The sequence below is a fragment of the Saccharococcus sp. Marseille-Q5394 genome (genome assembly GCF_946901335.1).
Taxonomy (GTDB): Bacteria; Bacillota; Bacilli; order Bacillales_A; family Planococcaceae; genus Sporosarcina; species Sporosarcina luteola_C.
This window is the reverse complement of record NZ_CAMPPQ010000001.1, coordinates 1,164,115-1,187,518: the sequence shown is the minus strand read 5'-3', so window position 1 is coordinate 1,187,518 and position 23,404 is coordinate 1,164,115. Positions and strand designations below refer to the sequence as shown.

General features: G+C 43.4%; 24 protein-coding genes, 1 riboswitch and 1 other annotated feature. Of the genes, 14 read left to right on the top strand and 10 right to left on the bottom strand.

Annotation, left to right across the window (positions count from 1 at the left end; genetic code table 11):
- Entirely contained in the window at window positions 1-897 is an 897-nt protein-coding gene (locus OC538_RS05945; RefSeq protein WP_251694017.1) for an RNA polymerase sigma-70 factor, read from the top strand.
- A 246-nt stretch (window positions 898-1,143) separates the two neighbouring features.
- Here the strand turns inward: OC538_RS05945 and OC538_RS05940 are convergent, their stop codons facing one another.
- On the bottom strand, window positions 1,144-2,598 hold the full coding sequence (locus OC538_RS05940; RefSeq protein WP_251694018.1) for an alanine/glycine:cation symporter family protein: 1,455 nt from the start codon (window positions 2,596-2,598) through the stop codon (window positions 1,144-1,146).
- Window positions 2,599-2,729: 131 nt separating this feature from the next.
- Between OC538_RS05940 and OC538_RS05935 the strand changes: the two genes are divergently transcribed.
- From OC538_RS05935 to OC538_RS05925, 3 genes are all read left to right on the top strand, one after another.
- Entirely contained in the window at window positions 2,730-3,188 is a 459-nt protein-coding gene (locus OC538_RS05935; RefSeq protein WP_251694019.1) for a GNAT family N-acetyltransferase, read from the top strand.
- Window positions 3,189-3,195: 7 nt separating this feature from the next.
- Entirely contained in the window at window positions 3,196-3,591 is a 396-nt protein-coding gene (locus OC538_RS05930) for a hypothetical protein (RefSeq protein WP_251694020.1), read from the top strand.
- 98 nt (window positions 3,592-3,689) lie between these two features.
- Entirely contained in the window at window positions 3,690-4,427 is a 738-nt protein-coding gene (locus OC538_RS05925; protein ID WP_262173662.1) for a sulfite exporter TauE/SafE family protein, read from the top strand.
- A gap of 93 nt (window positions 4,428-4,520) precedes the next feature.
- On the opposite strand, the gene OC538_RS05920 is transcribed toward OC538_RS05925, so the two are convergent.
- The 3 genes from OC538_RS05920 to OC538_RS05910 all read right to left on the bottom strand — a co-directional run bounded on the left by OC538_RS05920 (window position 4,521) and on the right by OC538_RS05910 (window position 5,887).
- Entirely contained in the window at window positions 4,521-4,700 is a 180-nt protein-coding gene (locus tag OC538_RS05920) for an H-type small acid-soluble spore protein (RefSeq protein ID WP_262173661.1), read from the bottom strand.
- Window positions 4,701-4,763: 63 nt separating this feature from the next.
- The gene (locus OC538_RS05915) at window positions 4,764-5,468 is read right to left on the bottom strand and encodes a DUF421 domain-containing protein (RefSeq protein WP_262173659.1); all 705 of its coding nucleotides are present in this window, start codon (window positions 5,466-5,468) and stop codon (window positions 4,764-4,766) included.
- Between the two features lie 113 nt (window positions 5,469-5,581).
- Window positions 5,582-5,887, bottom strand: a complete 306-nt coding sequence (locus tag OC538_RS05910; RefSeq protein ID WP_251700610.1) for a DUF3243 domain-containing protein — start codon at window positions 5,885-5,887, stop codon at window positions 5,582-5,584.
- A 195-nt stretch (window positions 5,888-6,082) separates the two neighbouring features.
- Here OC538_RS05910 and corA point away from each other — a divergent pair, with 195 nt between their 5' ends.
- On the top strand, window positions 6,083-7,045 hold the full coding sequence (gene corA / locus OC538_RS05905) for a magnesium/cobalt transporter CorA (protein WP_262173658.1): 963 nt from the start codon (window positions 6,083-6,085) through the stop codon (window positions 7,043-7,045).
- 23 nt (window positions 7,046-7,068) lie between these two features.
- Here corA and thpR read toward each other — a convergent pair whose 3' ends face one another.
- Window positions 7,069-7,611 (bottom strand): RNA 2',3'-cyclic phosphodiesterase, encoded by a 543-nt coding sequence (thpR, locus tag OC538_RS05900; RefSeq protein ID WP_262173657.1) that lies wholly within the window; start codon window positions 7,609-7,611, stop codon window positions 7,069-7,071.
- 138 nt (window positions 7,612-7,749) lie between these two features.
- Between thpR and OC538_RS05895 the strand changes: the two genes are divergently transcribed.
- Both OC538_RS05895 and OC538_RS05890 read left to right on the top strand, forming a co-directional pair.
- Window positions 7,750-9,798, top strand: coding sequence for a catalase (locus OC538_RS05895; protein ID WP_262173656.1), 2,049 nt, complete (start codon window positions 7,750-7,752; stop codon window positions 9,796-9,798).
- Between the two features lie 69 nt (window positions 9,799-9,867).
- On the top strand, window positions 9,868-10,662 hold the full coding sequence (locus tag OC538_RS05890; protein WP_262173655.1) for an HAD family hydrolase: 795 nt from the start codon (window positions 9,868-9,870) through the stop codon (window positions 10,660-10,662).
- Window positions 10,663-10,805: 143 nt separating this feature from the next.
- Here OC538_RS05890 and serA read toward each other — a convergent pair whose 3' ends face one another.
- Both serA and OC538_RS05880 read right to left on the bottom strand, forming a co-directional pair.
- Window positions 10,806-12,392 carry a phosphoglycerate dehydrogenase gene (gene serA, locus OC538_RS05885; protein ID WP_262173654.1) on the bottom strand — a complete coding sequence of 529 codons (1,587 nt, stop codon included), beginning with the start codon at window positions 12,390-12,392 and terminating at the stop codon, window positions 10,806-10,808.
- Complete coding sequence (locus OC538_RS05880) at window positions 12,389-13,552, bottom strand: pyridoxal-phosphate-dependent aminotransferase family protein (RefSeq protein WP_262173653.1); 1,164 nt, start codon at window positions 13,550-13,552, stop codon at window positions 12,389-12,391. Before OC538_RS05880 ends, serA begins: the two co-directional genes overlap by 4 nt.
- Window positions 13,553-13,604: 52 nt before the next feature.
- Window positions 13,605-13,839 (bottom strand) — a binding site (T-box leader).
- Between the two features lie 341 nt (window positions 13,840-14,180).
- Here OC538_RS05880 and OC538_RS05875 point away from each other — a divergent pair.
- Window positions 14,181-14,696, top strand: a complete 516-nt coding sequence (locus OC538_RS05875; protein ID WP_251625252.1) for a DUF3231 family protein — start codon at window positions 14,181-14,183, stop codon at window positions 14,694-14,696.
- A gap of 104 nt (window positions 14,697-14,800) precedes the next feature.
- Window positions 14,801-16,846 carry a prolyl oligopeptidase family serine peptidase gene (locus OC538_RS05870; RefSeq protein ID WP_262173652.1) on the top strand — a complete coding sequence of 682 codons (2,046 nt, stop codon included), beginning with the start codon at window positions 14,801-14,803 and terminating at the stop codon, window positions 16,844-16,846.
- A 36-nt stretch (window positions 16,847-16,882) separates the two neighbouring features.
- Here OC538_RS05870 and OC538_RS05865 read toward each other — a convergent pair whose 3' ends face one another.
- Window positions 16,883-17,857 carry a M23 family metallopeptidase gene (locus tag OC538_RS05865; RefSeq protein ID WP_410055863.1) on the bottom strand — a complete coding sequence of 325 codons (975 nt, stop codon included), beginning with the start codon at window positions 17,855-17,857 and terminating at the stop codon, window positions 16,883-16,885.
- 153 nt (window positions 17,858-18,010) lie between these two features.
- On the opposite strand from OC538_RS05865, the gene OC538_RS05860 reads away from it, so the two are divergent.
- Window positions 18,011-18,328: a thioredoxin family protein gene (locus OC538_RS05860; RefSeq protein WP_251694032.1), complete on the top strand. Its 318-nt coding sequence runs from the start codon at window positions 18,011-18,013 to the stop codon at window positions 18,326-18,328.
- 116 nt (window positions 18,329-18,444) lie between these two features.
- Here OC538_RS05860 and OC538_RS05855 read toward each other — a convergent pair whose 3' ends face one another.
- Together OC538_RS05855 and OC538_RS05850 are read right to left on the bottom strand one after the other, a co-directional pair.
- Window positions 18,445-19,167, bottom strand: coding sequence for a glycerophosphodiester phosphodiesterase (locus tag OC538_RS05855; RefSeq protein WP_262173651.1), 723 nt, complete (start codon window positions 19,165-19,167; stop codon window positions 18,445-18,447).
- A gap of 89 nt (window positions 19,168-19,256) precedes the next feature.
- Window positions 19,257-19,535: an AbrB/MazE/SpoVT family DNA-binding domain-containing protein gene (locus OC538_RS05850; RefSeq protein WP_251694034.1), complete on the bottom strand. Its 279-nt coding sequence runs from the start codon at window positions 19,533-19,535 to the stop codon at window positions 19,257-19,259.
- A gap of 197 nt (window positions 19,536-19,732) precedes the next feature.
- Here OC538_RS05850 and OC538_RS05845 point away from each other — a divergent pair, with 197 nt between their 5' ends.
- The 4 genes from OC538_RS05845 (at window position 19,733) to OC538_RS05830 (ending at window position 23,384) form a co-directional block, all read left to right on the top strand.
- Window positions 19,733-20,590 carry a YitT family protein gene (locus tag OC538_RS05845; protein ID WP_251694035.1) on the top strand — a complete coding sequence of 286 codons (858 nt, stop codon included), beginning with the start codon at window positions 19,733-19,735 and terminating at the stop codon, window positions 20,588-20,590.
- Window positions 20,591-20,643: 53 nt separating this feature from the next.
- Window positions 20,644-20,750: riboswitch (SAM riboswitch) on the top strand.
- A 200-nt stretch (window positions 20,751-20,950) separates the two neighbouring features.
- Window positions 20,951-21,859, top strand: a complete 909-nt coding sequence (metA, locus tag OC538_RS05840) for a homoserine O-succinyltransferase (RefSeq protein WP_262173650.1) — start codon at window positions 20,951-20,953, stop codon at window positions 21,857-21,859.
- A 100-nt stretch (window positions 21,860-21,959) separates the two neighbouring features.
- On the top strand, window positions 21,960-22,673 hold the full coding sequence (locus OC538_RS05835) for a YetF domain-containing protein (protein ID WP_262173649.1): 714 nt from the start codon (window positions 21,960-21,962) through the stop codon (window positions 22,671-22,673).
- Window positions 22,674-22,814: 141 nt separating this feature from the next.
- Window positions 22,815-23,384, top strand: coding sequence for a TetR family transcriptional regulator (locus OC538_RS05830; protein WP_251694038.1), 570 nt, complete (start codon window positions 22,815-22,817; stop codon window positions 23,382-23,384).
- Window positions 23,385-23,404: the final 20 nt, after the last annotated feature.

Here is a 23,404-nt window from a genome sequence, read left to right as displayed (position 1 = left end):
TTGGAGACTGAACAATTGTATCAGACGTATAAACCTTTGTTATTTTCCATCGCCTACCGAATGACGGGAAGTATTGCAGATGCAGAAGACCTTGTACAAGAGGCGTTTATAACGTATAACCGTGTAAGTAGTGAAAAAGTCATAGAAAACGAGAAAGCGTATTTATGTAAGATTGTGATGAATAGCTCCATAGACAAATTGCGATCAGCTGCAAGTAAGCGCGAAGTTTATGTTGGAGAGTGGCTGCCGGAACCATTGGTAGATGCAGGAAATGACCCTGCACTTACTTATTTGATGAAGGAATCTATCTCGACCGCTTATCTCCTGCTTTTGCAACAGTTAACTGAAGATGAACGAGCTGTTTACCTATTACGAGAAGTTTTTCTGTATAGCTATGAAGAAATTGCGACTATTATTGATAAGTCATCTGCCAATTGCAGGCAGATTTTTCACAGAGCCAAAAAAAGCATGAATAATCGACCGAAAGCTTCTGCACTGGATTTTCAATCAATGAAAAGCAATGTAGAACAATTTACGGTAGCACTTCAAAAAGGGAATATCCCTAAAATGCTAGAGTTATTGAAGGCAGATTCTGTATTTATTTCTGACGGAGGCGGCAAAGTAAAAGCTGCGCTAAATCCAATCTATACATCAGAGCGTATTGTCTTATTGTTTATAAGCATTATGAAAAAGCTGCCTGAAAACTCAAGAATGGAATTCGAAGTTGTAAATGGCTATCCAGGCGTTGTCGTGTCAATTAATGACTCTGTTGCTTATGTCGTCTCGATGGAATTCCAAGACGATAAAATTTCACGTATTTTTATGATGGCTAATCCGGATAAATTGGAGCACTTGCAAAAAAAAACGGAAGTGAATAAAAAGACGGTTGAAGAATAGCAAAACGCTAATCTTCAACCGTCTTTTATTATGAGTTCTCGTTCCTGCGCAAAGAGTTCTCGTTCTTCCCCGAGAAGTTCTCGTTCCCGCGCAAAGAGTTCTCGTTCTTCCCCGAGAAGTTCTCGTTCCCGCGCAAAGAGTTCTCGTTCTTCCCCGGGAAGTTCTCGTTCCCGCGCAAAGAGTTCTCGTTCTCCGAAGAAAAGTTCTCATTCACGCACAAAACCTTCTCATTCCATTACGGTAATTTCACTTCTTCTCTTTATCTTCATAAAACACATTAAAATTCGGATCAATCGTCCCGATGTTCAAATGCCTTGCCTTATAATCGCGTAGCAATTCGAAGAACTTCTTACTCAATACCATAATGACAATCAAGTTGATGAATGTCGGAATCGCAGTTGTGATATCCGCGAAATACCAGACCGCCTTGCCGGGCATGTCGTAGTAAACAGCATAGATGACCATAAGTAAGCCCGGAACCGGATAAAGCCATTTATAGAACGCAATCGTCTTGTTCTTCACTTTGACTTTCTTTTCTCCACCGAACAGATGGCGTAAAATGATTTCATAATACGTGTACCAACCCGTCGTCGTCGTCAAGCCGAATAGGAAGACGGACAAGGCAATGATATACCTGCCGGTTGTTCCGATACCAGCCTCAAACGCGGATAACGTCAACGCAGCGCCATCTAGTCCGGATGACCAAACCCCTGTAATGATGATCGTGAAAGCTGTCATCGAACAGATGATGATCGTATCGATGAATACTTCCATAGCTCCCCACATTCCTTGCTTGATCGGATGATTCGTTTTGGCTGTGGAGTGGATCATTGGGGAAGTACCCCAACCGGCTTCGTTACTGTAAACCGCACGTGCAACCCCCATCCGGATCACTTGTGCAATGACTGCACCCGTAAAGCCCCCGACAGCCGCCATTCCCGTAAAGGCACTGTCGAATATAAGTCCAAAAACGGGAAGGATTTGATCGAAGTTCTTCAAGATGATGAAGAGGGAAGCCAATACATAAAAGATGCTCATGAATGGGATAAGCTTGGTCGCGATTTCACCAATCCGCTTAATGCCCCCGTAAATAATGACGTAAATGAGCGTGACGTAAATCAATGAAGAAGGAATCATGCCGATATTAAATGTAGAGCTTACAGCTTCAGAAACGGTATAGTTTTGAAGGGTTATAAAAAACGTAGTGAAGATACCGAATCCGAAAAGGACAGCTGGTATTTTCCAATACTTGAATTTCTTCTCTTCACCTAATCCTTTTTCCATGTAATACGTCGGGCCGCCGTAAGGGTTCCCTTTTTCATCCGTCCCACGATAATGAACGGCCAATGATACTTCAACTGTCTTCGTCATCATGCCTAATAATGCGGTGACCCACATCCAAAAGACGGCACCTGGTCCACCTACTGCGATTGCAGTAGCAACCCCGCCAATATTTCCAACACCGACGCTCCCGCCAATCGCCGTACTCACTGCTTGAAAAGGAGTTAAGATGCCTTTTGCATCCTCGTCCTTATCCCTCTTAGAAAATAATCTTCCGAATGTAGCCTTGAAAATATGTGGCAAGTAACTAATTTGGAAAAGCTTACTTCCAATTGTGAAATATAGTCCAACAAACAATACCGTGAAGATGAGCGGCAACCCCCATAACCAACCGACAATCGTCTCAAGAAATTGTTCCAACCCTTTCCCTCCTTTATTTCCAGTCTGAATCTTTCGTCTACTGTATGTCGAGTAGGACAAATTGATTCATAGGTTTCAGGATATGAATTAATTAAATATATAGTATAATATTGGAAAGGGAGGATGTTGCTATGCCGCACGTTCACTATTTCTGGGGTATGCCTGATGAAAAAACGTTCGATGGGATTTTGCAATTACATAATAAGATTTTTGTCAATGCTGATGAACTTGCGAAAAAGGCTCCATTACAGCCGAATATCCTATTTGTAGTTGCAATGATAGAGAATCAAGTAGTTGGCTATAAGATTGGATATAGTCTTTCAAAGGACCGCTACTATAGCTGGTATGGGGGAGTTCACGAGGAGTTTAGGGGAAAAGGGATTGCCTCTATGCTTTTGGAGCACCAACATAGACTTGTGAAGGATAAGGGTTATAAAATAATCGAAACGAAGACGAGAAATAAATGGAGAGAAATGTTGATAGTGAATATTAAACATGGATTTGATATAACGGAAACTTTTACTGACGATGAGGGAATTCATCGGATCGTATTAGAGAAAAGCCTGCTCAATAATAAGGAAGGGTGGTGAGAGGGACTTGAAAAAACTTTTGGTTGGTTTATTTGTAATTATGATGCTACTAAGTGGCTGCGGTAAAGAATATTGGGTGCTAGATAAGAAGAGATTGAGTGAAGAACCCGCAGTGAGGCAATACGTCAATTACTTGCAAGATGACAAGACGGAGCGTAAAGGCTTCAAGGTCATTGATATTGCCGAAGGGAAAAAGATGGTGGTCGTTTCTACCGGCACGAATCAACTTGAACTGGAAGCTGTTGATGTTGAAGTGTTGGACGATGAAACAATTGTTACAGTGAGAGAAATAGAAGCGGATAGCGACGAAACCAATCCCTATATTTTAATAGGCCTTGAACGTAAAAACGGCGGAGTGAGAGTCATCAACGAAGAGGGAGAAGAATATGAAATCGGATTTTGAGTCCGATAAGTAATTATTATCCCTTTGTATAATAACTATCGATTTTTCTAATGACGATTAGAAGAGTATAATAGAATTATACACAGGGGGTGTTCATGATGGAATATATTTCACTCTTTTTCATTGGGGCCATTGCAACGACAATCGGTACGTTGGCGGGCGGGGGCGGATTGATCAGTCTTCCCGCAATGCTGCTGCTCGGCATACCAATCCACTCAGCGATCGGCGCGAATAAAGTGTCCAACACGGTCAGCTCGTTCTCAAGCTTCCTTTTCTTGTTGAAGCACAAACAGATTTCTTTACGCGAATCGTTTTGGATCATTCCAGTAAGTCTTATTGGGGGCATCAGTGGCGGGTTCATTGCGACAAAGCTTTCAGAAGATAACTTATATATCTTGGCGATTATCCTCTTGTCGTTTGCATTTATTACATCGTTCATCGGAAAAGGGGATTTCAATGGACAGGAGAAGTTGAAACTTAGCAAAGTGAGTGTGCCTGGGTTATATGGAATCGGGATTTATGATGGATTATTCGGTCCGGGGCAAGGCACATTGATGCTATATTTATTCGGGCACTTGAAAGTGGCATATATACGCGCAGTCGGCTATGTTCGTCTCGCCACATTCTCGAGTTGCTTTGGTGCGGCAATCACTTACATTGCTGCTGGGAAAATCATTTGGCCACTTACTCTACTGTTAATGTTGGGATCTATTACAGGGGCGCAGACAGGGGTACGTATTGCGGAAAAACTGAAACCGAAATTTGTGAAGCCGATCTTACGGGTTGTAACTGTCGCGTTGATTTTACAAATCATTGTAGAGAATATCGGTTCCTAACAGTTAAAACTTCTACAGTGGTAGAGGTTTTTATTTTTGAGTAACAAAAAAGTAGAAGCTGCCCGGAAACCCATCGGACAGCTTCAACTATTATCAGTGCTCTTTCAATTCGGAAATTGCAACTTCAGACCTTTCCTCCATAGCTTGGCGCAAATGAACCGTTGCGGTCCGATCGTCATCGTGGATTTTATCAATCCAGACAGAAACGCCATTATAACTAACCATAATCTCATCCGGTGACGACACAATCTGATGTGCACGTTGACTTTCCAAAGCAAACCCCTCCATTTATATAGACTTCAAGCTTGTTACTATGGATGACAAAATGAAATGTACTCATCCTTCATATAGGTAGATTTTCAAATCATCGCTTCCGTCTACTGTTGCCAGTAAAATGTCATCAGCTGTCACGTTATAAAGTTTGAATTTATTCTGCAACCAGTCCAGATCCTTTCCAACAGACTTCAAAGACGCCTGATCGACTTTGCCTTCTTTCACCACTACGGTTGGAAAGATAAATGGAATTGAAACAAGTTGCATATCTTGAGGTGTCAACGCTTGATGCTGAGGGGATAGGAAGAAAGAAATCGTCCCGTCAGGTTCCCATAATGCTAGTGACACTTTCTGTACATCTTCAATTTTATCCTTGCGAAGCTCTGATAATAAATGATCGATTGTAATTCTAGCTTTTTTTAGATTTGGATACACGATTTCCCCATGTTTGATGAGAGGGTATGGGGATGGTTCAACCAATTTGCGTAACTTCCCCCATTTTAACGTTGCATACAAAGAAGAAATATAAAGGATTATCAATACAGTTGTCGTAATTAGTGACCCTTTCATCCCTAAATTTTCATCAGAAAGGGGGTGGGCTAAAATATTTCCGATAATCAAGGCGATGGTAAAGTCAATCAACCGTAATTGGGAAATGGAACGTTCGCCCATTAACTTTGAAGCGAATAATAAAAAGAAAAAAGCGATCACCGCACGCAGCCCCCATTGGACTGCGGTCAGTGTTTCTTGTGCCTGAAAAAAATCCATCTTAACTTCACATCCCATAAGGTAGAAAACATCTAATGATGAAGGATTCACTTCTGTGCTTACACAAGATAAAAGGCTACCACTCATTTGAGTGGCAGCATTTCTTTTTTAAATTAAGCTTGTTTCACCATTTTCAAAAGCATTTGTGAAAACACGCGCTGCTCTTCTTCAGAACCTGATTTCCAAAGCTCCATTAACACTTTTTCTTCACGGTTACGAGGTTCTTCATGATTGGCAAGATAACCTGCAACGATCTCTGTCGTTTTTGCAAGCTTCTCATCACTTAACCCTAAATTTTCACCAAGCTGTACTTTTTCGGCGAGGTATTGCTTGAAATGGTTAAAATTCTCCAGGATTTGACCTTTATCTTCTCCGTCAATCTTTGCGAGCTCTTTTTGAACTTTGTCTTTCATGTCCATAGCAAGTAACACTCCTTTTATGTTGTTCACATATAGTGCGCTCATTTACAGTAAGTAAACGTGGAAAAACTTGCATAGGAAGAAGTAATGTAAGAAGTTAATGTAGGAGGTAAAGGTAAAATGGTTAAGATACGGTAAGGACAGTCATCGAATGTGGATCGGGAAGTTCATTACGAATGAAAAGAAGGTGGAAAGATGATCTGGACAATGGGACTAACTACAGACAATGAATTCATTTACGGCTTCTCAGTACATGAAATAACGGAGCTCTCTCTACGATGGTACTGGGTTGATTTCGATCAACCGGACGCCGAAGAGGCATCCTTGCTTCAATCATTATTCTCGTTCCATCCATTGGCATTGGAAGATTGTTATGGCCGAATTCAGCGTCCGAAGCTGGACCATTATGAGGGTTATACATTTTTTGCTCTGCACTCCATATGTCACGAGGACTTGATTGCGGAAGAAGTGGATTTGTTCCTAGGTGAAAATTTTGTCATTTCATTTCATTACACGGAATTACAGGAAATCGATAAGGCGCGTGAAGCAATTATGCAAAATCCTGAAAAATGGGAACGTGGCCATGTTCTCGTCATGTACGAAATTATGGATAAACTAGTCGATCAATACTTTCCGATCCTTTATAATATCGAGGATCATTTGGACGAAATCGAAGAGAAGCTATCACCGACAACAGTTCAATTATCTATGGAGTATGTATTTGAAGTGCGTGGCGATTTATTGCGTCTCCGAAGGACGATCTATCCGATGAGGGAGTTGTTGTACAGAATGCTCGAATCGAAAAGATTGGATTTCGCTTCTCATGAGCATACATATTTCTCGGATATTTACGATCATCTCATCCGAATAAGCGATATGTTAGATTCGAATCGACAGTTGACTTCAGATATACGTGATAGCCAACTGTCCATCAATTCCAACCAAATGAACAGTGTAATGATGACGCTGACGATCATTTCTTCTGTCTTTATTCCGCTGACATTCATTGCCGGTGTGTATGGCATGAATTTTGATCATATGCCAGAGCTTCACTTGCGCTACGGCTATCCAATCGTCCTAGTGGTGATGCTGATTATAGGAGTTGCTATGGTCGCTTGGTTTACGCATAAAGGCTGGTTCCGGATCAATAAGTCATAATGTGATCCTCCCTATTAAGAGGGTTAGTTAAACGAAAAAGTTTGGACGGCTTCATATTTCGGAGTCCTTGATGGATGGATTCTAAATAGTGAAAATCCCTTGACGTGAAATGGCACAGGCGTGCATGTTTCTTTTTGAATCGGAGACTCTCCATTGACCTTGCGCTTTTTGGCAATCGTAATATGTGGAGTGAAACGATTATCAGGTTCGATGCCCAATTGATCTGCCCCTATTGCCGCAACCGCTTGCTGCAACGCATCTAGCTCTTGTGATGGTTGGACTGACATATAAACGACACGAGGACCTTTCGGAGATCCGAAATAGGAAAGGCCATCGATGGTCAGTGCGAAATCACTATGTTTGTCGGCTAATGCAGCGAGACTTTCCTGCAAAGGTTCAACTTTCTGTTCAGGAAGTGCCCCGATGAATAGCAATGTAATATGCAAATCATCCACGTGTGGAATGACTTTATAGATGTTCGATAAACCGTATTTATCCCTGTATAGCTTTACAGGATCTTCAATTGAAGCAGGGGCTTTTATTCCGATGAAATAATGATGATGCATCCTTCACGCCTCCTAATAACGATCTCGTCTCCTATTGTAGCCTAAATTCAAATTGATGAAACATGGGAGAGTGCCCAGATGCTATCAACTCGCATATAAATAGGATTGGCGGCTTAGAAATATACGGAAGGGGATTCTTTGGAGAAAAATCAAAACCGGAAAAATGTACAGCTTGACCAGTTCCGAGTTAATAACTATGGCAAGAAATTGACGACGAACCAAGGCCTGAAAGTGTCGGATGATGAAAATTCCTTGAAAGCAGGAGTGCGCGGACCGACATTATTGGAAGATTTTCATCTCAGGGAGAAATTGACCCATTTTGACCATGAACGGATTCCTGAGAGGGTTGTCCATGCAAGGGGGTTTGCGGCCCATGGAGTATTTGAGTTATACAAGTCGATGAAGGAGTTTACGAAAGCCGGATTTCTGCAAAATCCGGGCTCGAAAACGCCAGTGTTCACCCGCTTCTCGACGGTTGTCGGAAGCAAAGGATCCGCTGATACGGTTAGGGACGTTCGCGGATTCGCTACAAAATTCTATACGGAAGAAGGGAACTTCGATCTCGTTGCCAATAATATGCCGGTCTTTTTCATACAGGATGGCATGAAGTTTCCAGATGTCGTGCACGCCATCAAGCCTGAACCTCATAATGAAATGCCACAAGCATCATCAGCGCACGATACGTTTTGGGATTTTGTCGCCAATAATCAGGAATCTGCTCATATGGTGATGTGGCTAATGTCTGACCGGGCAATCCCGAGAAGCTTCAGAATGATGCAAGGGTTTGGTGTTCATACGTTCCGCCTGGTCAATGAGGAAGGTAAAGCTACATTCGTCAAGTTTCACATTAAACCGCTTCTCGGCGTACATTCACTCGTCTGGGATGAAGCGCAGAAGATTGCAGGGAAGGATCCGGATTTCCATCGACGCGATCTATGGGAAAACATTGAGCATGGAAATGTCGTCGAATATGAAATCGGCGTGCAAATGATCAAAGAGGAAGATGAGTTCATGTTCGACTTCGATATTTTGGATTCGACGAAGATTTGGCCCGAGGAAATTGTTCCTGTCCAAATGTTCGGCAAGATCACGTTGAACCGGAATGTGGATAATGTCTTTGCTGAAACGGAACAAGTGGCGTTCCATGTCGGGAACGTTGTGCCGGGGATTGACTTTACAAATGATCCACTCTTGCAAGGAAGGCTTTTTTCATATTTGGATACTCAGTTGATTCGCCTTGGAGGGCCGAATTTCACTGAAATCCCGATCAATCGCCCGATCTGTCCGTTTCATAATAATCAGCGGGATGGTTTCAGCCGCCAGCGAATCGATGTCGGGCAAGTAGCTTATCATAAAAATTCGCTTGCTAATAATACGCCTTCGACTTCTACGTGGAAAGAAGGGGGCTATGTCCATTACGCTGAGAAGGTTGAGGGACGCGTTATTCAAGCGAGAAGCGATTCATTCAAAGACCATTTTTCGCAGGCGAGATTGTTCTGGAACAGCATGACACCACCTGAAAAGGAACATATAAGGGACGCATTCATCTTTGAAGTCGGAAAAGTGAAATCAGACAGCGTCCGGCAACAAGTCGTCGATATGTTTGTTAATGTGGATAAGGAATTGGCGACTGTCATTGCCGATGCAGTCGGAGTCAAACGTCCGAAAGGTCAACAAGTCAACGTTACTGCCGCTTCACCGGCACTTAGCCAAGAGAAGACGCCTAGATATCCGAATACACTTAAAGTAGGCGTTTTGATCGGAAATGGCTTCAATGGCAGAGAAGTGAAAGCGGTCGTAAAAACATTATTGAACCACGGAGTGGCCGTCGACATTGTCGGTGAGCATTTAGGCAGTCTTACTGGCGAAGACGGTGTTAAGGTTGTTTTGAATGAAACCTTTCTAACAACTTCGCCCGTCCTTTACGATTCGTTATATATTGTCGGCGGAAAAGCGAAGAACCAAGCAAAATTCGAAAGTGATATTCAGGAATATATCAATGAAGCGTATCGTCATTTTAAACCGATCGGCGTAGCTGCAACAGGGGAAGCGATTTTTAGAAAGTCCGATGCGAAAATTGGGCCGGGCATTGTGGTTGCATCTGCATCCGGAGCAAATTTTCCAGAGGACTTCATTCAAGCCGTCACTCAACAGCGCTTTTGGGACCGAAATGTCTATTCCGAATGAAATGGCCGCTCCAATACCTTTTTGGAGCGGTATTTTTATGTATAATGAAGTAAAGGGGGAGATGACAGGATGATCCGTACAATTATTTTTGACCTGGACGATACGCTTTTATGGGATGAAAAGAGTATAGCAACAGCGTTCGATAGGACATGTCAATACGCTGAGGAAAGCCTTGATATCCATGCCTCGGAACTGGAGGCGGCGGTCCGTGAAACAGCGCGAGAAATGTACGCAACATATGATACATATGAATTCACACAAATGATCGGAATCAACCCTTTTGAAGGTTTATGGGGGACATTCGACGATCCCGGCGAGGAATTCCAGCGAATGAAGGAAATCATTCCTGATTACCAACGAAGTGCGTGGACGGGCGGGCTTGCGAAACTTGGCATTAAGAATGTGGAATCAGGAGCGGAACTTGCAGCCCGGTTCATTGAGGAACGAAAAAAATCTCCATTCGTTTACGACGAAACTTTTTCGGTTCTGCAGCAGTTGAAAGGTGAGTATACGCTAGTATTATTGACGAACGGCTCTCCGTCGCTTCAAAACACGAAATTGGATTTTACTCCGGAATTAGCCCCTTATTTCGATCTCATTGTCATATCGGGAGCCTTTGGAAAAGGGAAACCGGATCCTTCCATTTTTGAGCATGCATTAGAGAGAACAGGCAGTTCCGCAGCTGAGGCGTTGATGGTTGGCGACAATTTAATGACCGATATTTTGGGCTCATCGAAAGTCGGTATGCGTTCTGTATGGATTAACCGAGAAGGGAAAGAAGGGAACCCGAGTATCCAGCCTACTTTTGAAATTCGCCATCTCGAGCAGCTGTTTCCGATATTGGACAAGGTGAACAAAGAGTGAGCCCGGATTTCGGGACTCACTCTTTTTTAAGTAAGGGCTCTATTAATTGATCAAGGGCTCCATTATTCGTATAAGGGCTCAATTTTTTGCACAAGGGCTCAATTAAGTGCCACAAGACTCATTCTTCCGCGTTACATATTCCGTCAAAGATCGATCGCTTTCACTTCATAAATATCTCCTAGCTCAGTCAAATCCCCAATTTCCGTCTGTTCAACGCCATTATCAATTGTAAGCATCATAATGGCATCACCACCGACTGTGGAACGGCCGACTTGCATCGTCGCGATATTGATGTTTTTCTGTGCCAATAGCGTTCCAACGCGTCCGATCGCTCCCGGCTGGTCTTTATGTTTAATGAATAGAAGATGGCCATCCGGCACAACATCGACCACATAATCATCGACTTTCACGATGCGCGCTCCAAGACCATTCAGCAAAGTGCCTGCCACACGATGTGTAAACTTGGCAGTGACGATTTCTACAGTGATCAAGTGGAGGAAGCCCTTGCTGACCGTCGTTTTATGCTCATTCACTTTAATATCAAAACGGTCGGCTAAAAATTTCGCATTAACATCATTGACGTGGTTGCCAAGGTTGCGCTTTAAAATGCCTTTAACCGTATTACGGGTCAATGCGCGCACATCGTAGTTGGCAAGCTCTCCAGCGTACTTGATATTCACTTCTTCAATCGTCTCATCAGTCATTCGCGATAGGAAAATCCCCAGCTTTTCAGCCAAGTCGTAGAAAGGCGCAATCTTGGCCAACACTTCCTTCGAGACGGACGGCAGGTTGACTGGATTTCGGACAGCATCTCCTTTGAAGAAGTTCACGACATCCATACTGACATCGACGGCGACACTTTCCTGCGCTTCCACCGTGCTGGCCCCTAGATGCGGAGTTGCAATCACTTCAGGCAGCGAGAGCAGTGGATGATCGACAAACGGCTCTGTTTCAAAAACGTCAAGGGCCGCCCCAGCGACTTTCCCCGACACGATTGCACCGTACAATGCATCTTCGTCGATGATTCCCCCTCTGGCGCAGTTAATGATCTGTACGCCGTCTTTCATCTTCCCGAAAGCTTCTTCATTTAATAAATGGCGGGTCTCCTTCAATAAAGGAGTGTGGATTGTAATGAAATCAGCAGCTTTCAAAACGTCATTCACTGTCCCGAAGCCAATCCCCATTTTTTGCGCCTTTTCCTCTGTTAAGAATGGATCGTATGCGATGACGTTCATCCGTTGACCCTTCGCGCGGGCTGCAACTTCTGCACCGATTCTTCCAAGTCCGATGACACCGAGTGTCTTATTTTTCAACTCTACACCGATGAACGATTTACGGTCCCATTCACCGTTTTTCAATGAATTGAAGGCTTGGGGAATTTTCCTGGCCAACGCTGTCAGCATCGCGATTGTATGCTCAGCGGCAGAATTCGTGTTGCCGTCAGGCGCATTGACAACAATGATGCCATGCTCCGTGGCGGCGTCCAAATCGATATTGTCAACGCCGACACCTGCACGTCCGATGATTTTCAGATTACTAGCGGCTTCCATCACTTCTCGAGTCACTTGTGTCTGACTCCGTACGAGAAGAGCATCGAACCCTTTAATTCTTTCAAGCAGCTCCTCTTTTGACAAGTCGGTAGCAATCGTGATTTCCAGCCCATCCGCTTGCCTCAGCGGATGGATCCCTTCCTCACTTAGCGGATCGGCGATCAATATATGATATGTCATCGGTCATTCTCCCCTTTTTCCAAATAGATTCGCTGCGCTGCCGCTACACCTTGGCCGAGCTCTATATTTTTTCCAGCTTTAATTAACCCAATTTCCATCATGCCGAGCGTCTGCAATATATCGGCAGGGGAGCAGTAACCCATATGTCCTATGCGGAAAATCTTCCCCTTCAATCTCTCCTGCCCGCCGGCAATAGAAAGTCCGAATTCCTTCTTGATCACTTTCCGGAACTCCTCAGCGTCAAAATCTTCAGGCTGGACGGCAGTGACTGTATCTGATCCATCTCTGTCATTCGTCAATAAAGGAATTTTGAGTGCCCTGAATGCCGCACGCACCATTTCTTTCATGAGCGTGTGACGTCCATACACGTTCTCGAGCCCTTCCGTGTCCATTAATTCAAGCGCTTGATCGAGCCCGAACAAAAGGGAAAGGGCAGGGGTGAAGGGTGTCGTATCCTTTTCCAGGTCCTTCCGATACTTCGACAAATCCAAATAGAAACCCCGGTTCGGATTGGAATAAATGACTTCCCAAGCCCGCTCGCTTGCCGCGATGAACATTAGTCCGGCAGGCAGCATAAACGCTTTTTGCGAGCCGGTCACCATGATATCTATGCCCCACTCATCCATTTTAGTCTCCACGCCGCCGACACAGGACACCCCATCGACGATAATAAGGGCATCGGATACTTCCTTTACCGCAGAAGCAAGTTCGTGAATCGGATTCATGACACCTGTCGATGTTTCACAATACGTTGCGAAAACGGCACTGACCTCAGGGAATTTCCGAAGATGTTCCTGGATTTCATGAGGGTCAAAGGCTTGGCCCCACTCGACTTCATATATGTGCACGCGAATGCCATACGCTTCACAAATCTGTACAAAACGAGCACCGAATGCGCCGGTCACAATGATAAGCACCTCGTCAAGTGGTTTTACGGCATTGACGACAGCCGCTTCCAAACCTGAAGTTCCACTTCCCGTAATGATCATTACATCCTGGTCGGTCCCGAACACTTTTTTCAGTCGGGGTTTGATGGAGCGGAGCAAATCGGACGTCTCATTTCCCCTGTGGCCAATCATCGGTTTGGCCATCGCCCGTTGTACACTCGGCGGAATGGGCGTCGGTCCTGGAATTCGTAAATATTGTTGATCTTGCAACATGTCAATCTCCTCCTTGGAATATAAAAAAGCTTTCCGTCCCTTGCAAATTAATGCAAGGGGCGAAAAGCTATCAGCTACGCGGTGCCACCCTTTTTCGCTGTCAGGACGACAGCCTTCGTTGCATGCATAACGGGCATGTTCCGGGTGAACCTACTTAACAAGTTGAAAATGAAGTTTCAGTCCACCGATTCAGGAGTGCTGCTCTACGTCAGAAACGCTGATTCTCACCAACCATCAGCTCTCTATGGATTCCGATCCGCAAAACCTGTCTCCGTCCAAATCGTTCATCGAATTATTTAATTAATGACAATCATAACACGCTATTTTAGAATGTCAACCAATCGTTCGTTTATTTACGAAATTAAAATTGATAATTAGTAACTGGAACAAAATAACGTCCCAGAGGCGAATGAAGTGGCATAAATATTACATAATGTTCGTTATCGAGCGACTCAAGTAAAACTGTGGTTACTAAAAATTAATATTGCACAGTATATTACCAAACATTTTGAAAATGTCAACTACAAATTATTAATGCGAAACGAATGTATAAAATACCACGAGCTTCACATCATAATTGCAACACCATAATTATCAATGGAAAAGTTTAAGAAAAGAGGGAGAAAAATTGGGCATTTTAAATGGAAATCCGAAAGAAGAGCCAATGCACTATGGTGAAGTCCTCGGTTGTTGGGCATATGCAGGCGCGAACAAAGGGTTAATTAGCGGATATCAAGGTTTCATCAATCATGCTGGCGATGAGGACTTGATTGAGCTTCTTAAAGACGCGGTTGAAATGATGAAGGACGAGAATAAGGCAGTCGAGAAAGTACTTAAAGAAAACGGTGTAACTCCTCCTCCGACATTGCCTGATCGAGCAGTTGCAAAAGCGGAAGACATTCCGGTCGGTGCACGGTACATGGATCCCGAAATTAGTGGAGCCGTTTCCATAAACGTCGGTCAAGGTCTTGTCTCATGCAGTCAGGTGATCGGCCAATGCTTGAGAGAAGATATTGCAATGATGTTCAGTAAATTTCATGCAGATCGACTTTTGTTTGGTATGAGATTACTCCGTCTGAACAAGGAAAAAGGTTGGATCATCCCTCCTCCTATGCATGGTGCCGCATTCCCGAATAGTAAATAAGATTAGATTGGAGCAGCTGATTATATTCAGCTGCTTTTCATATGCTCACTTTTCAGAACAATGTGGTAAAATATCAATTGTATGAGTAAAAAGGGGGAAATGTAATGGTATTGTTTACTAGAAAAGAGGATGTAGTTGAGAATTTTCATGGGACCGATATTCGCGATCCATACAGATGGTTGGAAAATTCTGAATACCCTGAAGTACAACAATGGGTAGATGAACAAAATAAACGAACTCAAGATTTCCTTGCGACATTCCCGGATCGTGAAAAAGTGAAAAGCAAACTGACAGAAACGTGGAACTATGTAAAGTATTCTGTTCCCCAAAAAGAAGGAAACTATTTTTATTTCCACAAAAACGAAGGCCTGCAAAATCAATCCGTCTTTTACCGTACAAAAGATCTTAACTCCAAAGACTTGGAAGTCGTATTGGATCCGAATACGATGAATGACGGAGGCACTGCTGCCATAACGAATCTCTCATTCTCGAAGGATGGCAAGAGATTGGCATATGGAATTTCACTCAACGGAAGTGACTGGCAGGAAATAAAAATAAAAAACTTGGAGACTGGAAAGGATGAATCCGACCTTATTCAATTTTGCAAATTCTCAAGCATTGCTTGGAATGTAGAAGGTACAGGATTCTTCTACAACCGTTTTCCCGATCCATCCACTGTTTCGGCTGAAGAACAAAGCTATTACAACAAGGTGTATTGGCATGAAGCAGGCACTGGGCAGGACGATGATGTACTCATATATGAAGATCTTGACAACAAAGAGTTCTCATTCAATCCGATGTTATCGGATGACTATCGGTATCTGATCCTGAATGTATGGAAAGGAACGGAAAATAAAAGCAGGATTTATTATAAAGACCTAGAAAAAGATGAGGAATTTGTCTATCTGTTCGATAAAGGCGATGGAGAATACTCGTTCATCGGCAATGAAGGACGCACATTCTATTTCCTTACAAATGTCGATGCACCATACGAAAAAATTATTTCAGTGGATTTGGACAATCCGTCGAAGGAAAATTGGATTGATGTCATTCCGGAGACTACCGATGTATTGTCTTTCGGAAAGATCATCAATGGAAGAATCGTAGTTGGCTATTTGCATAACGCGCATTATGAACTGAAAGTTTTTGACCTGGAAGGCAAGCGTGGCGTTGACGTGAAATTGCCGGGATTCATTTCGCTGACTGGTTTGACAGGCAAGAAAGAGGAAGCATGGATGTTCATCGGATACACATCCTACTTATCTCCGAATGCGATTGCAAGCTATAGCTTCGAGGACGGAGAACTGACTTCAATATTCCAGGAGGAAAATAAATTCACGACGGAAGGATTCGAGACGACTCAAGTCTTTTACCCATCGAAGGACGGAACGATGATCCCGATGTTCTTGACGCATAAAAAAGGACTGGTCCTAAATGGTGAAAACCCAGTCGTACTCTATGGATATGGCGGTTTCAATGTCAGTTTGACACCATCCTTCTCACCAGCATTGCGCATGTGTATTGAGGAAGGTGGCGTATATGCGGTTGCTAACTTGAGAGGCGGCGGCGAATTCGGTGAAGAATGGTACAAGGCAGGTACATTGGAACGTAAACAAAATGTCTTCGATGATTTCATAGCGGCTGCAGAATGGCTTATTGCAAAAGGTTATACGAAAAAGGAGAAGCTTGCAATCATGGGGGGCAGCAATGGAGGCTTGCTTGTTGGAGCAAGCATCACCCAACGCCCGGATTTATTCGGGGCGGCAATATGCCAAGTTCCTGTTATCGATATGCTCCGCTACCACAAATTCACGGTGGGACGCTATTGGGTGACTGATTACGGAAATGCTGAGTTGAATGCCGAAGACTTCGCTACGATGATCAAGTATTCTCCACTTCATAATGTCAAGGAAGGCGTTGAGTATCCACCTACCTTGATTACGACGGCGGATACGGACGATCGTGTCGTACCCGCGCATGCTATGAAATTTGCTGCGACATTGCAAGCAGCTTATTCAGGGGGAAATCCGATCTTGCTTCGTGTCGAAAAGAATGCAGGACATGGTCTCGGAAAGCCGACAGTCAAAATCATTGAAGAACAGACCGATGTCTATTCGTTTCTCTTCAAAACGCTAGGCGTTACTATCTAAAAAAAGAGGTCGTCTCGAGAGCGAGACGGCCTCTCCCTATTTTTGCCGTTCCCAATTCCGAAGGGCTGGATACGGATCGAAAGCCCATTCAGTCCTGCCGTTGTATTTATACAATCCGTAATGGAGATGGGGAGGAAATTTCCCAGATGTTCCTTCTTTCCCATATCCGGTGCTGCCAACAAAGCCAAGAAGGGTCCCGGGCTCTACAATATCGCCTTCTTTGATGCCCTTATCAAAATAAGCCAAATGGGCAAAGTAATGATAGGTGTTATGGTTATCCCGAATACCGATGCGCCATCCCCCGTATTCGTTCCATCCCATCACTTCTATGACGCCATAAGAAGTTGCGACGACAGGAACGCCGTAGCCCGCAAAAAGGTCTGTTCCCTCATGGATGCGGCGACCTCCCCATCCGCGGCTTGTGCCCCATGTACCGCGATACGTATAATGATGTCCTTTCGGGATAGGGAATACATGCTTATCCAGCTCGGCCGTTTCGAAATGCTTATACAGTTTGGCGATTGTAAGAATCTGATTTACCGTCATTTCCCGTTTATAGTAGTGCCATAATGCAGCTTTAAATGAATTTTCATCTGGTCCGTACATCGCTAAATGGGAATACATTGTCATGAGTACATCGGCTGGGTCGGATTGGTCAGCTACCCCATCCCAGTTGCCGTCAGAACCGTGGCCGCCGAAAAGTGCGAGTGTATCCGGTGAATTGTCTGAGGGATCCGGGTTCAATATACCGAACCAATGTTCAACGGGGTATTGAATGGAAATAGGTCCGTCGGCTTTTGGAATATCATTACGCACTTGCTGGATGTTGCGTTCATATTGATCAATTGCAGCAAGGTGATACCAAGGAACCAGTTCGTTCGAGAATTGTAAATAAAAACTCATCCGTTGCTCCATAATTTCCTTTTCACTTTTTTGATCGGAAGCGGAGACAATGTTGATGGACAGACAGAGACAGAATATTGCACTTATCGAAGCAATTATATATTGGATACGCAATGGGAAACCTCCTTTGTTGAATGATTAGAATTCCCCGATCGATCGTTTTCATTACTTTTTGTTTTCGTTAGAGAAGTTGCGTCAAATGATGGTTTCATTTTTCAGTGATATACTTTAGAAGAGATGTTATAGAAGGGGAGAGGACGAATGGAAAAATTACAATCGGTTGAGCAGTTTGAGCAGTTGAAAAATGAGGAGCGGACTATGTTCATGTTTTCAGCGGATTGGTGCCCGGATTGTCGGGTGATTGAACCATTCCTACCGGCTATTGAGGCGGATTATCCGGAGTATCAATTCATTTACGTAGACCGTGATGATTTTATTGAGATTTGCCAACAATTGGATGTCTTTGGGATTCCGAGCTTTATTGCGTTCCATAGTGGGGAAGAGGTTGGGCGTTTTGTAAGTAAGGACCGGAAGACGAAGGAAGAGATTGAGGAGTTTATTAACAGTTTGAGCGCATAATGAGAAGAGATATCGCCATCCTAGTAAGGATTGGCGATATCTTTTTTTTATTATGGAAACGGATCTCTGCTCTGTGCGGAGCTTTTTTCAAGCGGCATCTATCTCCATGTTCTTTTTTAATTGGAAGATAAAAAGGAATACAATTTCTCCGGGTAGTCAGTGAAGATGGCTTGTACTCCGGCTTGTTTCAAGGTCTGTGCGTATGTCTTGTCATTGACTGTAAATGTTCTGACCGGCATGCCGCTGTTTATCACTTCAGCGATGGTCGGACGAAGTGCTGCGGGGAATAGGATATGGAGTGCATCAGTTGGGATTTTGTTGAGATAATCCATTGGGTGGACTAGCACTTCCATGAATAAGGCGGCGGTTTCAATTTGAGGATTAAACCGCTTTACGGTACTGATGGCACTGTGATCGAATGATGAAATGATGATGCGCGATTCCATTTGTCTCTCCGCAATCAAATCAAGAACTTTTTCGACCATTCCTTCGTATGGGAAAATATCCGATTTCAATTCAATGTTCAATTTGTGGTCAGTCGAATCGAAAACCTCGAGGACGTCAGCGAGTGTAGGTATTGTTTCTCCTAGGAATTCGGGTGAAAACCAGTTGCCGAAATCATGTTTCTTTAATTCCGCTAAGGACATATCTTTCACATATCCTGTTCCATCCGAAGTGCGGTCGATCGATTCATCATGGATCACGACAAGCTCTCCATCTGCTGACATATGTACATCGAATTCAACACCAAAAACGGGGAGACGAGCAGCCTCCATGAAGGCGGCGATTGTGTTTTCCGGAAAGTTCCCTGAAGCTCCTCTATGTGCGAATATCTTCATTTAGCTTCCTCCGATTCCGTTTGGTATTACATTTTGTTCACGTCAAAAGGGCACGGTTTTTGACCGTTGCCCATTTACCCGGGAAATGATTATTCCCAAGTCTTTCGTTCTTCAATTTCCTTTTTCAGGATTTCCGCTCCCTCTGGACTAATATACATGCCATTGGATAGCCTCTTGTTTTCTGAGGTGATATTCCCGGTTACGATACAAGCCGAATCCACAACATACTTACGGAGGATGATCATATCGTCATCCACGAAAATTTCCATTGGTGCACCTTTATCAAGTTTCAACGTATTTCTTAATTCCTTAGGGATTACAATCCTGCCGAGATGGTCAACCTTTCTGACAATACCTAAGCTACGCATTATGATCCTCCTTGAAACTTTGTATTATTGTTACTTGTCCTACTATTATACCAGTTAATTATAAAAATACAAAAAAATTAGTATACTCTCTTTTTCTCTCCTATTCTCTCTATTCCTCTTATAACCGCTTTAAAACGTTTAAGTATGTGATTTATTTTGATAGAATAGGAAGGTCGTCTAAGAAAGGGGAACCAATCATGTCATTCATCCAGAAAAGACCCATCGTTTTTGACTATATTCAAATCATTGCAGGAGCGACTCTAGTCGGACTTGCATTCAATATATTTTTCTTGCCGGCGCGTATCGCGGCGGGCGGCATTTCAGGGGTCAGTACAATCCTATATGAACTATTCGAATATAATCCTGCATATGTGCAATGGATGATCAATATCCCGCTCATCATACTGGGGCTATTGCTGGCAGGGAAGGAATTCAGTGCAAAGACAATTGTAGGTACTTTTTTTGTCCCGTTTGTCATTTATTTGACGGGAGACCTTCAGTTATCCGTCGACAATCCGTTTCTAAGTTCTATATATGGCGGCATTATGCTAGGTATTGGGTTAGGAATCGTTTACCGGGGGAATGGCTCGACAGGCGGAACGGCTTTAATTGCCCAACTCCTAAAGAAATACACGGGCATTTCAAGCGGATTCTCCCAACTGATAGTTGATGGGGTTGTCGTTGTCACTTCAGCTTTTGTCTTCAATTTTGAACTCGCTTTATACGCACTCATGTCGATATACGTTACAAGCAAAGTGATTGATTTCGTCCAATTGCAAACGTCGCCCACGAAGCTTGTCCTAATCATTACTGAACACGAAGAGAAGATCCAGTCGGTTATCCAGAATGAAATCGATAGGGGATTGACGAAAGTGAAGTCAACGGGTGGCTATTCAAACGACGAAAAAACAATGATTCTATGCGTTGTGGAACAGTCCGAAGCCGTTTATTTGAAGAAATTGCTTCAGACCGCTGAGCCTTCGTCCTTTGTCATTTTTCTCAATGCATCGGAAATTCTAGGACTCGGTTTTTCGAAAGCGAAAGTTCATCGTTAAAGAAACCGGTATACAATTCGATTAAAGATGATATAATAATCATAATTGAATATTTCTTATCAAGAGAAGCTGAGGGAACTGGCCCGATGAAGCTTCAGCAACCTCTGCAATAGCAGGAAGGTGCTACCTCCAACAAGATGTAAATCTTGAGAGATAAGAACGATAAAACAAATGCAACTCCTCGTTCCTATCTGTTGGAACGGGGGTTTTTATTTGTCGTCTAGACTTCGGGCGCCATAAGCTCGGGTCATAAGTCAAATCTGCTTTGTGGCAAAAAGCGCCACACTGCATCTTCGCCTTATGCCTGTCGCCTATGGGCGGGCGCCCTTCGCTTTTGTATATTAAAAAGGGGGAAACGTAATGCCAATCAATATCCCGGAACAATTACCGGCACGCGAACTGTTGAAAGAAGAAAAGATTTTCGTCATGGATGAAGGGCGGGCAACGACCCAAGATATCCGTCCATTAAATATCCTCATCCTGAATTTAATGCCTGAAAAAGAAAGGACAGAGCTACAATTGCTTCGGCTGCTCGGAAATACGCCGTTGCAGGTCAATGTTTCATTCTTGAACACTGCGACGTACGAATCGAAAAATGTAAGCAAAAATCATTTGGAATCCTTTTACACTACATTCGAGCATGTCAAGAATAGACGCTACGATGGACTGATTATCACAGGAGCGCCGATTGAGCATCTTCAATTCGAAGACGTCGTCTATTGGGAAGAACTGAAACAGATCATGGACTGGTCCAAAACAAATGTAACTTCCGTTTTACATATTTGCTGGGGCGCGCAAGCCGCACTTTATCATCATTACGGCATCGATAAATATGAGTTGCCGAAAAAGCTATCCGGAGTCTTCAACCATCGATTGACTGATTCGACTGTCGAATTGGCACGCGGATTCAATGATCTGTTCACTGCACCTCATTCCCGATATACGTCGGTCTCAATTGATGAGATTGACCAGGATCCTCGCCTTCAATTGTTGGCGGTTTCGGAAGATGCAGGTGCCTTCATCATCCTTTCAAAAGACGGCAAACATATTATGATCACCGGGCACTTGGAGTATGATGCATGCACGCTCGGCGAAGAGTACGAACGGGATTTGAAGAAAGGGATTGATATTGACGTCCCGGCTAACTATTTTCCGGACGACGACCCGACAAAGGAGCCGTCGAACACGTGGCGCTCACATACTCATCTTCTTTTCTCAAACTGGCTGAATTATTATGTCTACCAAGAAACACCTTACGAGTGGGAATGAAAATAATAGCCTGCGAATTCATGAACTGAATTTGCAGGTTTTTTCATCCGTATATTGTCATAGTTCTATCACACACTAGCGTTAGCGGAGGTGTGAATAGATGATTTCAGACGTAATTTCAAAGTTGGACTTTTGGGAAATGATGTTTAGAGCAACTTTTACTTTTATCATTCTCATGCTACTAGCCAGATTCATGGGGAAAAAGCAGATTTCACAACTAACTTTTTTTCATTATGTTACGGGGATTACAATCGGTTCTATCGCTGGTGAGATCTCCGCGCAATCGGAAACCCCTTTTCTGAATGGTGCCATTGCGATGATTTGGTGGGCTATATTAACAGTATTTGTGAACTTTTTAACAGTAAAGTCAAAAAAAGCGCGAATTTTATTTGATGATCAACCAACTATTATTATACACAGAGGAAAAATAAGTGAACAAGGCATGAAAAAGGCCCGACTCACATTGAACGATCTCAATATGATGCTCCGTGAGCAGAGCATTTTCGCTGTTGCAGACGTGAACTATGCAATTCTCGAAACGAACGGCCAGTTAAGCGTCATGAAAAAGGCGGCCCAAGAGACTGCAACACGCAAAGATGTGAAAGCACCTGGCAATGAGCCGAAATATATACCGACTGAAATCATTTCGGATGGGAAATTAATTAAAGAAAACTTGACTGAATTGAAGCTGACTGAAGAATGGGTTTATGAACAGCTGAAGAAAAATGGGTTCAGTAAAGTGGAGCAAGTGTATTATGCAGAAATACTAACTGACGGCACATTGCATATTGATCAGCGAACTGAAAAGAAATAGATAGTGTAAGGGGAGTCTCAATATGAGGGGAAGCTTGTTTTGCCCCTCATATTCAATTAACGGCAACGAGCAAAAACCCCGATTTGCTTATTTTTTATGGTATAATGAATGACAGTCATTCAGTGGGGAGGCGGACGGTAATTGGATAAGAAGGAAAGAATCATAAAAGCGGCGATAGAAGTTTTCCGCAAGCAAGGCATCGAAAAGACGAAGATATCCGATATCGTGAAAGTGGCAGGGATTGCTCAAGGAACTTTCTATTTATATTTCCCATCTAAATTATCACTCATGCCGGCAATAGCCGAAGTGATGGTCGCAAAAACGTTAGAGATTGTGACGGATAGAGTATCGGATAACGCACCGTTCCCAAAACGGATGGAGCAGCTCGTTGATGCGATTTTCGAAGTAAATGAAGAGTATCATGAAATTCAAGCACTTATCTATTCAGGTTTAGCATCGACAGAGCACTTGAAAAATTGGGAGACCGTATACGCGCCTTTCTATAAATGGGTGAGTGAGGGTCTTCAACTAGCAATTGATGAAGGTGTAATCCGGAACACCGTCAATCCTGAGAGGACGGCAAGACTTGTGATTGGTCTCGTGGAATCAGCTGCGGAACAAATTTATTTATACGACACTGACAAGGAAGATGAAGCGGTCATACAAAAGAATGAAGTGAAAAATTTCTTAAAGCATGCCCTTGCGTATTAATGCCTATTATTATTGGCAAT

Excerpts from the sequence above, each read along its gene's own strand:
- OC538_RS05935 (WP_251694019.1), top strand. The coding sequence starts at position 2,730 with ATGCCGCACGTTCACTATTTCTGGGGTATGCCTGATGAAAAAACGTTC.
- OC538_RS05925 (WP_262173662.1), top strand. The coding sequence starts at position 3,690 with ATGGAATATATTTCACTCTTTTTCATTGGGGCCATTGCAACGACAATC.
- OC538_RS05915 (WP_262173659.1), bottom strand. The coding sequence starts at position 5,468 with ATGGATTTTTTTCAGGCACAAGAAACACTGACCGCAGTCCAATGGGGG.
- OC538_RS05910 (WP_251700610.1), bottom strand. The coding sequence starts at position 5,887 with ATGGACATGAAAGACAAAGTTCAAAAAGAGCTCGCAAAGATTGACGGA.
- corA (WP_262173658.1), top strand. The coding sequence starts at position 6,083 with ATGATCTGGACAATGGGACTAACTACAGACAATGAATTCATTTACGGC.
- thpR (WP_262173657.1), bottom strand. The coding sequence starts at position 7,611 with ATGCATCATCATTATTTCATCGGAATAAAAGCCCCTGCTTCAATTGAA.
- OC538_RS05890 (WP_262173655.1), top strand. The coding sequence starts at position 9,868 with ATGATCCGTACAATTATTTTTGACCTGGACGATACGCTTTTATGGGAT.
- serA (WP_262173654.1), bottom strand. The coding sequence starts at position 12,392 with ATGACATATCATATATTGATCGCCGATCCGCTAAGTGAGGAAGGGATC.
- OC538_RS05880 (WP_262173653.1), bottom strand. The coding sequence starts at position 13,552 with ATGTTGCAAGATCAACAATATTTACGAATTCCAGGACCGACGCCCATT.
- OC538_RS05870 (WP_262173652.1), top strand. The coding sequence starts at position 14,801 with ATGGTATTGTTTACTAGAAAAGAGGATGTAGTTGAGAATTTTCATGGG.
- OC538_RS05860 (WP_251694032.1), top strand. The coding sequence starts at position 18,011 with ATGGAAAAATTACAATCGGTTGAGCAGTTTGAGCAGTTGAAAAATGAG.
- OC538_RS05855 (WP_262173651.1), bottom strand. The coding sequence starts at position 19,167 with ATGAAGATATTCGCACATAGAGGAGCTTCAGGGAACTTTCCGGAAAAC.
- OC538_RS05850 (WP_251694034.1), bottom strand. The coding sequence starts at position 19,535 with ATGCGTAGCTTAGGTATTGTCAGAAAGGTTGACCATCTCGGCAGGATT.
- OC538_RS05845 (WP_251694035.1), top strand. The coding sequence starts at position 19,733 with ATGTCATTCATCCAGAAAAGACCCATCGTTTTTGACTATATTCAAATC.
- metA (WP_262173650.1), top strand. The coding sequence starts at position 20,951 with ATGCCAATCAATATCCCGGAACAATTACCGGCACGCGAACTGTTGAAA.
- OC538_RS05835 (WP_262173649.1), top strand. The coding sequence starts at position 21,960 with ATGATTTCAGACGTAATTTCAAAGTTGGACTTTTGGGAAATGATGTTT.